General features: G+C 39.3%; 18 protein-coding genes. 1 reads left to right on the top strand and 17 read right to left on the bottom strand.

Annotated elements, in window-relative coordinates:
• Nucleotides 1–120: 120 nt before the first annotated feature.
• A complete protein-coding gene (gene msrA / locus MHB37_RS15200) occupies nt 121–633 on the bottom strand; it encodes a peptide-methionine (S)-S-oxide reductase MsrA (RefSeq protein WP_076194248.1) in 513 nt (170 codons plus the stop codon).
• A gap of 161 nt (nt 634–794) precedes the next feature.
• On the opposite strand from msrA, the gene MHB37_RS15195 reads away from it, so the two are divergent.
• Nucleotides 795–1,703 carry an aldo/keto reductase gene (locus MHB37_RS15195; protein ID WP_405169538.1) on the top strand — a complete coding sequence of 303 codons (909 nt, stop codon included), beginning with the start codon at nt 795–797 and terminating at the stop codon, nt 1,701–1,703.
• 336 nt (nt 1,704–2,039) lie between these two features.
• Here the strand turns inward: MHB37_RS15195 and MHB37_RS15190 are convergent, their stop codons facing one another.
• From MHB37_RS15190 to MHB37_RS15115, 16 genes are all read right to left on the bottom strand, one after another.
• The gene (locus tag MHB37_RS15190; protein ID WP_076302004.1) at nt 2,040–2,732 is read right to left on the bottom strand and encodes a class I SAM-dependent methyltransferase; all 693 of its coding nucleotides are present in this window, start codon (nt 2,730–2,732) and stop codon (nt 2,040–2,042) included.
• A gap of 108 nt (nt 2,733–2,840) precedes the next feature.
• Nucleotides 2,841–3,239 (bottom strand): Rrf2 family transcriptional regulator, encoded by a 399-nt coding sequence (locus MHB37_RS15185; protein ID WP_076306767.1) that lies wholly within the window; start codon nt 3,237–3,239, stop codon nt 2,841–2,843.
• 89 nt (nt 3,240–3,328) lie between these two features.
• Nucleotides 3,329–3,511 (bottom strand): hypothetical protein, encoded by a 183-nt coding sequence (locus tag MHB37_RS15180; protein ID WP_076194255.1) that lies wholly within the window; start codon nt 3,509–3,511, stop codon nt 3,329–3,331.
• Between the two features lie 19 nt (nt 3,512–3,530).
• Nucleotides 3,531–4,613: a CHAP domain-containing protein gene (locus MHB37_RS15175; RefSeq protein ID WP_254848978.1), complete on the bottom strand. Its 1,083-nt coding sequence runs from the start codon at nt 4,611–4,613 to the stop codon at nt 3,531–3,533.
• A 75-nt stretch (nt 4,614–4,688) separates the two neighbouring features.
• Nucleotides 4,689–5,378, bottom strand: coding sequence for a hypothetical protein (locus MHB37_RS15170; protein ID WP_076306766.1), 690 nt, complete (start codon nt 5,376–5,378; stop codon nt 4,689–4,691).
• A gap of 1 nt (nt 5,379) precedes the next feature.
• Nucleotides 5,380–6,768: a serine hydrolase gene (locus MHB37_RS15165; protein WP_076308553.1), complete on the bottom strand. Its 1,389-nt coding sequence runs from the start codon at nt 6,766–6,768 to the stop codon at nt 5,380–5,382.
• A gap of 116 nt (nt 6,769–6,884) precedes the next feature.
• Nucleotides 6,885–7,121 carry a DUF3977 family protein gene (locus MHB37_RS15160; RefSeq protein ID WP_076219092.1) on the bottom strand — a complete coding sequence of 79 codons (237 nt, stop codon included), beginning with the start codon at nt 7,119–7,121 and terminating at the stop codon, nt 6,885–6,887.
• 30 nt (nt 7,122–7,151) lie between these two features.
• Nucleotides 7,152–7,667 (bottom strand): GNAT family N-acetyltransferase, encoded by a 516-nt coding sequence (locus MHB37_RS15155; protein ID WP_076219091.1) that lies wholly within the window; start codon nt 7,665–7,667, stop codon nt 7,152–7,154.
• A 150-nt stretch (nt 7,668–7,817) separates the two neighbouring features.
• Nucleotides 7,818–8,474, bottom strand: a complete 657-nt coding sequence (locus MHB37_RS15150) for a CatB-related O-acetyltransferase (RefSeq protein ID WP_339174046.1) — start codon at nt 8,472–8,474, stop codon at nt 7,818–7,820.
• 184 nt (nt 8,475–8,658) lie between these two features.
• Entirely contained in the window at nt 8,659–9,435 is a 777-nt protein-coding gene (locus MHB37_RS15145; protein ID WP_076135041.1) for a DUF817 domain-containing protein, read from the bottom strand.
• Nucleotides 9,436–9,437: 2 nt separating this feature from the next.
• Nucleotides 9,438–9,653: a helix-turn-helix transcriptional regulator gene (locus MHB37_RS15140; protein WP_076129351.1), complete on the bottom strand. Its 216-nt coding sequence runs from the start codon at nt 9,651–9,653 to the stop codon at nt 9,438–9,440.
• A gap of 9 nt (nt 9,654–9,662) precedes the next feature.
• Nucleotides 9,663–10,145: a DUF2975 domain-containing protein gene (locus MHB37_RS15135; RefSeq protein ID WP_038570783.1), complete on the bottom strand. Its 483-nt coding sequence runs from the start codon at nt 10,143–10,145 to the stop codon at nt 9,663–9,665.
• 208 nt (nt 10,146–10,353) lie between these two features.
• Entirely contained in the window at nt 10,354–11,568 is a 1,215-nt protein-coding gene (locus tag MHB37_RS15130; protein ID WP_076194266.1) for a hypothetical protein, read from the bottom strand.
• 24 nt (nt 11,569–11,592) lie between these two features.
• Nucleotides 11,593–12,438, bottom strand: coding sequence for a hypothetical protein (locus MHB37_RS15125; RefSeq protein ID WP_248548200.1), 846 nt, complete (start codon nt 12,436–12,438; stop codon nt 11,593–11,595).
• On the bottom strand, nt 12,435–13,121 hold the full coding sequence (locus MHB37_RS15120; protein WP_076280707.1) for an ABC transporter ATP-binding protein: 687 nt from the start codon (nt 13,119–13,121) through the stop codon (nt 12,435–12,437). The genes MHB37_RS15125 and MHB37_RS15120 overlap by 4 nt, the downstream gene beginning before the upstream one ends.
• Nucleotides 13,118–13,534, bottom strand: coding sequence for a GntR family transcriptional regulator (locus MHB37_RS15115; RefSeq protein ID WP_076129346.1), 417 nt, complete (start codon nt 13,532–13,534; stop codon nt 13,118–13,120). Before MHB37_RS15115 ends, MHB37_RS15120 begins: the two co-directional genes overlap by 4 nt.
• Nucleotides 13,535–13,651 lie beyond the last annotated feature (117 nt).

Here is a 13,651-nt window from a genome sequence, read left to right as displayed (position 1 = left end):
TACAAATGTGTGGAAAGTATGTAGAATTTAAAATAAATAAAATTTGTATATAATGCAAAAAGAGCATCCCGTAAGCCATGAATGACTCAGGATGCTCTTGGTTTAAAGTTTTTTCAACACTTACCAGTGTTTAGCGATAAAAGTATCCCGACCGGATTGCTCCCGATCTTCTTTGTAGTGCTTGGGATTCTTATGATGATAATCCTGATGGTACTCTTCTGCACGATAAAAAGTTGGCGCCGGAAGAATTTCCGTAACGACTGGACCGGAGAATCTGCCACTGACCGCAACCTGTTCCTTCGAGGCAAGAGCTGCTAAACGCTGTTCTTCATTATAATAGAAGATCGCTGTCCGGTACTGAGTTCCTCGATCCTGGAATTGCCCACCATCATCGGTAGGGTCAATCTGAGGCCAATATAATTCAAGCAGCTTCTCGTATGAAAAAAGCGCTGGATCAAACGTAATCTGCACAACCTCGTAATGCCCCGTTGTTCCGGTTTTGACTTCTTCGTAGGTTGGATTCTCAGTTAACCCTCCCGCATATCCCGATACAATTCCTTGAATGCCTGGTAATTCCTCAAACGGTGTCACCATGCACCAAAAACATCCGCCTGCAAACATCGCTTGTTCCATATGATCCAATCTCTCCCTATCTATCTTCATCTAATAAATAATATATGCTATGACGATAAAGCCAAAAGATCATAAAGTCAATGGAAGTCCGAAGCACCATTAGAATTCAATTCTCCAAAACGTTATAATATAACAACAACAGAAGTAGAAAGGAATGCGCTATGAGAAAAAATCGTTTAGGACAATCCGATTTGTATGTAAGTGAAATAGGACTTGGCTGTATGTCTTTGGGTACGGATGAGGCGAAAGCCATTTCCATTGTTCATGAAGCACTCGATCAAGGAATCAATTTTGTTGATACAGCAGATCTTTATGATGAGGGCCGTAATGAAGAGATTATTGGCCAAGCCATTCGTCAACGTCGACAGGATGTAATCCTGACCACAAAAGTTGGCAACCGCAGAATTCCCGGCCAAGATGGCTGGAGCTGGGATCCTTCAAAAGCCTATATTAAAAATGCAGTCAAAGATAGTCTCAAACGGCTGCAAACCGATTACATCGATCTATACCAGCTGCATGGCGGCACTATTGAAGATCCAATTGACGAAACGATTGAAGCTTTTGAAGAACTTAAGCAAGAGGGTCTTATCCGCTATTATGGGATCTCTTCTATTCGTCCTAATGTAATTAGAGAATATGTGAAAAAATCAAATATCGTAAGTGTTATGAGCCAATATAGCATTTTAGATCGACGTCCTGAGGAAGAAATCCTTCCTCTGCTAGCTAAGCATGGAATTAGCATGATCGCACGCGGGCCTTTAGCAGGGGGCATTCTATCAGAGCGTGGTCGCAGCAAAGCCGAGAAGAATTACTTAGATTACAGTAGTGAGGAACTTCTGAATTTGCATGATCAGCTTTCGCAGGAAACTAGTGACTCTCGCAATCTTGCACAAACAGCGCTTCATTATCCACTAGCTAATCCATCTGTAGCCGTTATTATTCCTGGGGCAAGCAGTCTGGAGCAATTAAAAAGCAATGTAATGGCTGCTGATGTAGCTCCACTCACTTCGGAGGAACTTGCAGACATTCAGCGGATAAGCAAAGCAAATCGTTACAAGCTTCATGTATAGATTAGTCACTTTCGTTAAAAACAATGAGGTGTCCATAGCCATACAATGGCTGTTGGGCACCCCCTACTTTTTGGAGCTACCTGATCGCTGAACTAATCCTTAAACTTGGTTTAATTAAGTACTAATCACACTTATGAATCGCACTATAGGACATAGTTGACCTTATACGCTACTTTTTCCTATATTAAGGGTGCTCGCGGACTCCATAGCCGCTATGAGCATGATAATCACCATATATCACCCTCTATTTAAGGAATAGCAGCACTGGAGTCCGAAATCATGCTCCAACGCCTAAATATATACAAATAACGTCATCTGGGTCCGAAAGTATTCAAGTCACTCCGCGTGACACATCCAGCCTGCCATAATTCCAGTAGAATAAAATCGAGTGATTCTTGTGAAGCCTGATTCTTTCAATAACTCTTCAATTTGTTTTTCGGGAAGGAAAGAAATTTTTGTAATATTGCTACTTACATTATCAAACGCATCGGGAGATTCATACCCTGCAACCCAAAAGCTTTTCCATACGTTTATTCTGTCGTGGAGTTCAGGATCATCCAAATCTCCATATGCACTTACGAGAACAAATGGAGCACCCGGTTTCAGATTATCCTTTATGGAGCGTAGCAATTTCAATTTTTCTTGAACATCATGGATGAAATGAAGGACCAAAATACAACTTGCCACATCGAACTTTGAGTCCTGCTGAGGAAGATCATCGATTGTCCCAGAAATCAGACTGACACGGCTCTCTAAGCCCAGTTCATCTATCTTTAATTTCGCGATCTTAAGCATATCTTCCGAAGGATCCACTCCAGTAAATGTCCAGTTTGGGTTAGATGGCCCCCATGCCGAAAATTCATTTCCTCCGCCCGCACCGACCACGAGCATAGATACAGGGATGTCACCTAACTCGAAGCGAAAATAAGATTGGATCATCGAAAATAATGAATCATAAGAGGGAATCGAAATATGAGTGGTTTTTTCATAGGTCGCCCTCTTGGCATTTAATTTTTGCTCTTCAGTCATTGTAATCATCCTCCATTGTTTTAAACTTCATATTTTAGTATCAAAACCCACATTAAAGTCATTACGGATTTATATTGTCTCTAATAACCCCGAAAAAAGAACGGATCTTTACTCCGCCTTCATCGTTTTTGCCAAATCTGCAATTTTCGTGTTCTCTAAGTACTGCTCCATCTGTCGCTCAGCGTCAATCACAACCTGTTGAATCAGACATTCACTTCCGTGATCTAGACTGCATTCAAAAAAGGAAGCCGTTCCTTCGATTGCATGGATAATATCCAAAAAAGAGATTTCTTCCGACTTGCGTCTGAGACGATAACCACCATTAGCACCAGGTGCAGATTGAATCAATCCAGCCTTCACTAGCTTAGTCATCATTTTGGACAGATAGGTTTGGGAAACACCTAACTTCTCAGCAAGCAATTGAACACCCACCGGCTTATCAGACGCCACCGTCACCATATAGAGCATTGCATGAAGTGCATAATCTGTCGCTTGGGAATATTTCATTCAGCACCTCCATTAACGACTTTAGAAATCTATGATAACTCTAACATTGCTAAAAGGCAAGTTTGTTCGCTTTTTAAAAGAGAAGAAGCTCAAGAATCTTTGTCCCAAGCTGGCTCATTTTTTGCTTCAAAAGTAACGATAAAAACCGGAGTTTTATATAGATGTTTTTGCTGTTGCAGCGTATTTTTTTCCAGAGCTTGTTCTGAAAATAATTCAAAATTAGGGTTAGACATTAATAAATACTCAGCCATAATATTCTTAACTGTGATCATCCGAATGAACTCCCCTCAACTAAATTGGAGTATACTCACCACTAAACTCAAATTCATAGTCATTAGCGATACGGATATAGCCATATACGCAATGCCAGCGATCTCTGTAGAAAACACTGGAATAATTCTGATTATCCCTATTTCCTTCAGCAACTAAGATCTCCTTGTCATCGCATGCTAAAACAATACCTGTATGATCGTGAGGGTCATTAGTTAGCAATTTTTCATAAATCACAATATCACCACGCTGAGGAGTAAACCCCTCTTGCCCGTCAAAATAAAAAAATGCGGTCTCAGGTAGTTGCGCCCACTCTAACCATGCCCCTACGCCAGCTAATCGAAAATCAGCATTCGGATATCGAATCGGCAGCAGAAATCCAGCTTGCATACAGCAGTAATATACAAATGCTGCGCACCAATTGTTTTGTAATACTTTATAAATCGCTTGGTCAGGCCAATATTTACAGATTTCTCGATATCGTTCGTTTCCTGGTATTCCAACAATGTTTTCTTTTCCAAATGCTTCAGCAATAGTAGCTAACTTACCTCGTTTATCCGTAGGCTGGAGAACTTCAGCCCCGCTGCTGTAATCTATCTCTTCCAAAAAATCCTCTGGAATCGTCATTTCACGAAGTACATTCCGAAGCCTATTCGTGTCCTGTTGTGTTACATTACATCCCCTATTCTGCAAGTGTAATTGTAGAACTTGAGCATCCTTTAGAATCTCTTCATAGGGACCCTGAACTTTATTCCTGTCCCCTTGATGGAAGATTGCCTTTAGAATTTGAGTCAGCTCTTCTTTGGTAAACATATTCAAGTCTCTTAATAAAGGCCTTATGGTATCTGCACTGTTGGGACCTGGAAATTCCTTGACTCCGGTTTTGAAGAAATAATAATTATGAAGCAGTCCTATAATGGCTGCCAATTCCTGATTTTGTTCTCTTTTCACGGCAAGCAATGAAGCGAAACTAGACACTCCGTACAGGTGAACACACGCTTCCTGTTTCCGTTGTTCGCTACCTATAGACATGATCATTTCTTGAACAAGCACACGCACACTATCGAGGCGCTGGTTTACTTTTGTTATCAGGCGTTGAGTCACTGGAAACCTTCCCTTCCGTTACTACTCAGCTGTAATAATATTAAAACTAATACTGACATGAATCTTTTTATTAATTCAGTCCCTAATGACTTCCTTTTTATGTCCATCCTTGACGAACTCCACACCAAAATAATCGGTATTACCGTTCGCCCCGAATTCAGCAATCCGAGCGTCAGGCTTACTCTCAAAGTGAATGTTATGTTTAATATTAGATCTTGGAAACAAGGTAATCTCTTGCGGCTGAACCTCTGCGAATGACCAGATCCCTTGAGGATTACCGTACTCTCGAAAGATTGGACGGATCATAACGGTTTCATTTTGCCCGCCATAGTTGATTAGCCTGATTGTACATTGAACCTGCACAATATCCTCTTGAGTACCGTACATACAGTGCGAATCTTTTTCCAGAAAATCCACAACTTCAATTCCTTCATTGTTCATATTCACAAGATAATACAATCGTTCTGTTAGAAATGGATATAATATAATGAAAATGATGATAGCAAGCAAAACGGTTCTGCCTACATATTTTTTATAACACTGTCTAAAGTGCTTTATAGTTAAATTCCCACTGAAAATTAACAAAATGATCCCGAATATTGCTGAATAATGTAAACCATGGTTTGTCGCAGGTTCGCTCCAAGGTGGAATTCCAATAGTTCTGAAGAGGTAATCCCCAAACATAGTCCCCTGATGTGTGATTCCCACAAAAACTAAAGAAAACAGCAAAAATAAAACAGCTATCCAACCTTTACCCTTGGTCATTTCATCCCTCCCAACCAATAACAGTTATGTCTTCTCTATCCTCTAAGGAAAGATTCCTATGCATATGCAGTTCAATTTTTTTACCGCTAAAACTCAAAGTGTAATCAACTACGTAAGGGGTTTCAATGTAATATACCGTGAGGATTAATTTGGAATCATCATATTGCCAGCTTGCAGATGTACAAACTTCCTGCTCACTAAGGGATAAGTCTTTAATAAATAAACTTTTTGCATGGGTAGGCCTTGAAAAATCGAACGGAAATTCATCTAAATGATCGTCGTAAAGTAAAGAAAAACTAAGGTGCTCTTCTTCAATCTTCAGTGTTAATTCTTTGATTTTATGCTTATTATCTTCAAAGATATAAATTCCACTGTACGATCTATAATCTACTTTAACAATCCTGTTTACTAAGGAGGTAAATGTAGGAGGTTTAATAATGTTAGATGCAACCGTTGGCCAATCAAAGTTCAGTAATTTTGCATATATGATATCTAAAAAATCCTGTAACTTCTTCATCTCGGTAAAACTTGAAGTTGCAGCAATCACAATCTCTTGACTCGGATCAATGAAACACAATTGACCAAAAGCTCCATTCCCCATCTTACATCCATTCCTGCACATAAAGAACTGATAACCATATCCGTTTGACCAGTCAGCCTTATTTTGTCCCCAACGATTATCGCTTTGTTCATTTAGCGCCAGCTTTAAATAATCTTTCGAAACAATTCTACGACTATTGTAAACCCCTTGATTGAGGAGCATCTGGCCAAATTTCGCAATTGCATCTGTTGGTATGCTTAGTCCCATTCCACCAGCAACAATTCCTAACGGGCAAGTCTCCCAATCCGGTCTTTCTATGTCCAATGGCGTAAATAATCTTGGCATTAGAAAATCAACAAGATTTTCTCCAGTCGTCTTTTCGATAATAGCCGAAACCATATAAGTGGCGTGTGTATTGTAATTGTAATAACTTCCCGGTTCATCTTCTACGTCCAAAGCTAAAAAGGCACGAACCCAATCATTTTGCTTGGCTATCGCACCATATATATTATTGTTATGTCCTGTATTCATGGAAAGAAGATGATGTATCGTCATCTTCTCTAAATTAGGTGAAATTGAGCTAGGAAGCTGATCCGGGAAAAAAGAAACCACTTTATCCGTTAATTCAAAATAACCCTTATCCCATGCTATGCCTGCTGCAATAGATGTAAAGCTCTTACTTAGAGAAAATAAAACCTGGGGAACGTTTTTGCGGTACGGTTGACGATAAAACTCGGTAATAACTTCTCCCTTACGTAATAGCATAAAAGTATTAACCGGTAAATCAGATCGTTCAAGTTCTTCATAAAACTTAGACAGCGCTTGGGTCAAATTCTCTGGATTATCCATTTAAACCTCGCTTGTCGTTATATTTTGAGTTTTTAATAATTCTCAGGTAGAGCACTAAGTCTCGTGTCAGGTCTCCTCCATTTGTTCATTTAGACGGCAACCTTGTCATACTTAACCTAAAGACTTGTTATACCAAAAATAATCTTCAACGTTTTACGACTCTTCTTACATATTTTCAAGCCTTGTTTTAAGTCTAGAATGATTACAGTTTTGCCAATCCAAATCCTGAAATATAACGAGCGGAACTTTACCGGTGTCACTATGCCTTTTTCTTCATATTCCGTTCCATCCTCTAACTCCGTTTCAGTTCTAATAAGCCATGTATTGCCGATACCAAATTCGATATACTTCAGAATCTATCTCCCCCCGTACAAGAGCTGCTTTTATTGCTCAATAGTTTTTATAAGATAAAGGCAGAGATCATCGTCCACACAAACATGTGCCCCAGGCTCAATAGGCTTATTATCGTACATGATTCCCCGCCCATCAGGGATAAAACCACGCTTTATATACATCCGTTGTGCGGTTCCATAGTCAGCGTATAATCCAAATCCAATACCAATAGTATTAGATATAGTAAAAGCATCTTTTTCAAGAGCTTCAATTAATACACTTCCTACCCCACGTTTCCTAAATGGCGGGATGACGTCAAAGTTTTGAATTTCAGGTATATTATTCTCTGCAAAATAAGGATATTCCGACCTGTATACCACATGTCCCCATCCAACAAACTCATTTTCACAAAAAGCTAAAAGTGTAACTCGCTTTTCATTTTGATTTTCTTGCCAACAACGTTGGACATAATCAAGAGGTTGGCTTACGTCATGCTCAGATAACCCCATATGTATAATATCAATATCGTTTTGTGTCATTCGACGGATTTGTAAAGGTAAGGCCATAATATAATTTCCTCCTAACTTATTAAATGAGTCCATTCCTATATTAACATACTAATTAGGATTAATCTGGTAAAAAACAATTATTGTTAAACGAACCTGTCAGATAAAAGAACAGGCTGCCGAATATACCGGCAGCCTGTGCTGATTTTGTTATTTTTTTATTTCTTTAAGGTAAAAGTCATATAATTGATCAATAGATGAACTGGAAAAGATAGACGTGGCTTGTTCAATTTTCTCACGTTTCCAATCGAACCAGCGCATTTCCTTTAACTTTTCGATTTCTTGATCTGTAAACCGTTGCTTGATCACTTTAGCAGGATTGCCGCCTACTATCGTATACGGTGGGACATCCTTTACAACAACTGATCCTGCCGCAACAATAGCACCTTCGCCTATTTTCACACCGGGCATAATCATTGCATTCATCCCAATCCAGGCATCACTAGCAATGATTGTATCCCCTTTGGATTCGTAAGAGTTTGCAATCTGGTCTACAAAAGGATACACGGTAATCCATTCAGGATGATGATTGTGATTCCCACCCATGAGAATAATTACACCACTAGCAATACAAACATAATTTCCTATAATCAATTTATCTAAATGCCAACCATAATCTTCACTGGGATTAAACAACTTTCTTGATTGTTCATCACCCCAAAGGTATCTGACACACCCATCTTCAAAATCAAGATTATCGTAATAACCAGAGTAGTAAGAGTACTCTCCTACCTCAATCATTGGGTTGGTGACAATATCCTTTAAATACTTAATTTCAGACCAGTGGCTGAACTGATGTTGTTTCATTTTCTTTCCCTCGCTTCTAAGTAATGTAATTCATTTATACTTAGAAGCTTGATGCAGTAGCGACATTCTTAAACCTTTTCAAACGACGAACCATCGTCCTCATCCTTTTCCTAATTGATGCCGTCATTGTAACAAACGAATGATTTATTCGTCAAATCAACCGTATTGTCCCAACTCAGCTCAATTATGAATTTATCGGATTACGGCTAGCCTTAACATGTTTAAGCTGGGCAACTATAATGACGCTAATGATCACTAGAAGGAACCACGAACTGATCTTACTGAAACTAACCAGTTGCCACGTTTGATATTGATCAGGATATTTCCATGCATTAAAAAATGTAGCGATATTTTCAGCTAACCAGATAAAAAATCCTACAATAAAAAAGGCCAGTGTCAAGGGCATTCGATAGGTAACCGTCCGTACCCTATAAATGATCCATGTTTTCCAGAAGACAACAACCACAAGCGCTGTCAGCCACCAACGAAAATCAGGAATGAAATGATGTGTGAAAAAATTTAAATAGATGGCTCCTCCCAACAATCCCGCTGAAGCAAGCCCCGGCCAACCGGTCATATCCATTTTCAATCTTCGCCATATCTGGCACATAAAGCTTGCGACACTTGCATACATAAATCCACTATAGAGGGGTACACCAAACACCTTCGTAAACCCTGGCTCAGGGTATGCCCATGAACCCATCTTTACCTTATAGATTTCCAGCAATAAACCAATAACGTGGAACACACAGATTACTTTTATTTCATCCAGCGTCTCTAATCCAGTACGGTACATGAGGTACTGCACTGTAAGCAGTATTAGAAGAATGGCATCATAACGGTAAAGAAAAGGCATTTCTATTATGTTAGAAAGAGCTAAAGTCCCAAAAATCGCAACTGGAAATATGCAACTCATCGCCTGATGATATCCGAAATGCAGCAATTGTGTTATTGACTTCATTCTTATGTTTCCTCATCATTTTTGTATTCTAATAGATCTCCAGGCTGACATTCCAAAGCCTTACAAATTGCCTCTAACGTTGATAATCGCACCGCTTTTGCTTTTCCATTTTTCAATATAGAAAGATTAGCCATTGTTATTCCAACTCTCTCCGAAAGCTCAGTAACACTCATTTTTCTTTTGGCCAGCATCACGTCGATATTAATTATAATCGCCATTGTTTCACCTCAGACAGTTAAGTCATTTTCTGATTTTATATCAATAGCTTCTTTTAAAAGCTTTTGTAGAACTGCAGCAAAAACGGCAATCACCATGGAGGCAAAAATGATAATCAAGCCGATGACTATAATCCCTGGGGCATCATCTTTCTCCGCCATGAGGTAAAAGAGTGGCATACCAACTACATACAAGCAACTGATGATGATTGCACAATATTTTATTTTCTTTAAAACCTGTACAGACATTTCCGAGAAAGCATTGTTCTTGTCAATATAGCCTAACAGTTTAAAAGCTTGATACAGTGCAAAGTAAAAAGGTATCGCCGAGGCATACAAATCAATGGCAATGAGATATTTCAATAAACTATAATCCGGATACAGTTCTGCTGCGAAACTCGCTATTTCCGGCACCACAAATATGCACAAGGCAAGCACCGGGATACCAATAAGAATAACCGCTGCCCTTAAAAAAAGTGTTGATCCTCTTTCCATAATAAACACACCTCACAGATTTATTGTGAATTGAATTTATCATATTATTTATCGTTTTACAATATATTTTAATCGATATACAGTTATTATTGGTTGTTTTATAACTTTCGACTAAAAAGCCGAGCTAATTGACTTTTGAAGTCACTAGCTCGGCTTATTTCACCTTTTCATATCTCTTTATCTCTATTTTTCTATTCTACAAGTAATTCTAATACTGACCAAGATCGATAAAATTCAAATCCATGTTAGCTTCATCTTCAGCCTGATTTGCAGCCTCTGTAGATACTGCTTTTCCTTCGTATTCAAGGTTACCGCTTGTCAAATTGAATACATATAGACGATTACCTTTGAAGTACTTATTATCCATATTCTTATAACCCACAATATAGAGATAGTCTTGTTTAAAATCATAGGTAATGTTTTCACTTAAATCTATATTTGTATTCTTCAGAGTAGTCTCATATTCTTTACTCACGAGATCGTAAGAAATAACAGTAAATCCTATATTCTCCTTACCCGATACAGCTTTTTGCAGGAAATAAATTTTCTGTCCATACGCATTCATAATATTATTCAATAACATTTCATGCCCTTGGAACGCGAGCGGCGAGATTTGTCCTGTTGCAACATCTACTTGATATGCCTTTTTATGATTATCTTTACTAACCGTTAAAATCCATTGATCCGAGTGATCCAGATTTTGATTGGCTAACCTAACGAATTGATTATCCCCATTTGCTGCTTCAGATTTAGCTCCTGGTAATACGAGCGGCTCATTCGTAATCTCCTTTGTTGTTAGATTAACACGGATAATCTGCGGTTCAGTTACATAACCTTTGGCGCCGTGATTCAAAAACACCATTGCAACAAGCTCTTGATCAACAAGCTGTACATTTTGTACATAGATATCTGAAATATCATGATCCACATTGATATCGGATCTGATTTCCTGCGTATTATCCTTTTGCTTATTAAGCACAGAAATACTGAGTCTAGCATTTTTCTTCGCTGATGGATCATTTGATTGCTGCTTATCTACGGTCCAATTCACGTAAGCAAGCATATCCTGATTTTCATAGAACCCAGCTAAGTTCTTCTTCCCACGCATGAACTGACGATGCTGATCCCTCCATTTATCCAATTGTGTGTTCACTGGTCTTCGGTTTAAGCTTTGGCTGATCGTTAACTTTTCATCTGGATAATCTGTACCATTTGTAGTGATATTAGCTCGTTTGATGCCAAAAACACTATCCTTAGTCAGATAATTTCCGTATAAGGCTATACCTTCAACGAGGGAAGCATCCCCTTGAACCATCGTCAGCTTATAATTAGGTAGTGTCTCTTGTGAGGCCTGTACATAATACGTCCCGATTGTAACAACCGAGAACACTACAAGAACGGCGGTAACCATATATTTTCTCATTCCTTAACCTCCATACCCCTTCAATTATACCGATATTTTCTTACGCAATAGATATAAGCTGTACCAAAGCGAACCTCCAGCAATAATCACTATTAATCCGAGACAAGCACCTATGATCTCTCCGGGATAGAAGTAGCTATCATATCTGCTATAACCCATAAGATAGGGTATTGAGGCTAATCCAGCCAGAACCGCTAAGTATAATATGATAAAGCCGATCCCTTTCAGTCTGTAGCTCCGCTCCATTAGAATCGCTGTGAACAAGACGATCAAGCCCGTAATGCCCAGTCCATAATATAGAACAAACTCAGAAAAGTAGGGCGGAACCAGAACTTTAAGCACAGTAGGATACTTCAAATAATCAAATACCGAGATGTTCCGATATAGTTCAGCAGGAAGAATCGACTGTGCTATCAAACGCTCCAGTGGCACAAGGACAATTTGCAGGGCAACAAGTCCAAATGCGAATAGCAAGATCGTAACCAGCTTGGCAAAATACAAATTCGCCCGATTGGATGGCAAGGTGAGCAGGCGATATACTATCGTATTTTTACCTCTCCAGTCACGGTACCAGATGAAGCAGCTATATATTAGCAACACTGTTATGCTCAAAAATATGGGTCCGAAATATAGAAGTCCATTATAGCGAGCATACATCATACTGTTTAGCTGAATATATCCAGTCACATTGTGATATTGCTCAAGCGTCCATTGATTCACTCTCATTGCCTCATTCGCAGAATCCAGCCAATGATTAGCACCGATGGTGACTGCTGCAAGCTGCAAGGCAACTGTCAGCACCATGAGTCCAATATATATTTTGGCAAATCGGTTCATTTCAAAATTCAATAGCTTCACAAAAGCTCTCATTTCATGTACACCTCTCTCATTACGTCCGTAATGGACTTACCTTCCTGCTCGCGAACTTCTTCACAGTAGAATTCACGTTCTACCTTCCCATGCTGTAGCAAGACCGCTTTATCAATTAAATGCTCAATATCGTTAATTTCATGAGTTGTAATAATCACACCACGATCCTCGATCAATTCACTCGTGAACACATCAGTAATTTGCTCGCGGCTGAACATATCAATTCCCGAGAACGGCTCGTCCATTAGGATGTAATCACAATCCAAGGCAAGTCCCAGCAACAAATTCACCTTCGCAGCCATCCCTTTCGACAATGAGGATACGCGATCTGAAGAGCTCAGTCGGAAGAACTTAAGCATTTCCTTTGCACGTTCAGCGTTCCAATTCCGATAAAAGTCAGCCATAAAGCTCAAGCAATCAGCAATTCGCATATTAGAGGGCATCGTTAACGAATCTGGAATGAAAGTGATTTTCTCATACATCGCAGGTGTTAGTGATACATTATCGATTAAAACTTCCCCTTTGAATGGTGTCAGTCCCATGATGGACTTCAGCACTGTTGACTTCCCGGCACCATTGATTCCGATCAGGCAGGTAATCTCTCCCTTGGCAGCAGTGAAGCTAACGCCATTTAGTACCTTCTTGAATCCATAATTCTTTACCATCTGATTCACTTGGATCATCTTGTGTCACCACCCTCTGGAGATAACTTGCGCTCGGATGTATATTTTGTCTTTATGATCTCTACCAGTTCTTCAACTGGAATTTGAATATTCTGAATGGAGCTGATGAATATATCCACTGCACTTTCGATTAATTCAGCTCGAATCGAGTTTAGTATTTGCTGATCCTGTGTAATTCGGCTCGGGGAATTCCCTTCTGTTACGATCAAACCCTGTTCCTCCATTTCCTTATATGCCTTCTGCGCCGTGTTCGCATTAATCTTCATTACTGATGCCAGTTCACGCCGTGAAGGAATTTTGTCTCCCGCTCCGATTTGCCCTGTGGCGATCTGTTCCTTGAAATGACGCACAACTTGAATATATACCGGCTCACGAATATTAAAGCTGACGCCTGATTTCTGTTCTTCTGTCATACAACCAACTCCATATACTAAGTGTGTGTACTAAGTGGTTCATACATCTCATTTATGTACTATACGTGTAATACACTTTTGTGTCAATAGTTCAGATTTGAGCAAAAAAAAAACTGC

It is taken from the genome of Paenibacillus sp. FSL H3-0286, assembly GCF_045040705.1.
GTDB lineage: Bacteria > Bacillota > Bacilli > Paenibacillales > Paenibacillaceae > Paenibacillus_AQ > Paenibacillus_AQ odorifer.
Note: the sequence above shows the minus strand (reverse complement) of the source record. Positions and strands in the feature narration are given on the sequence as shown.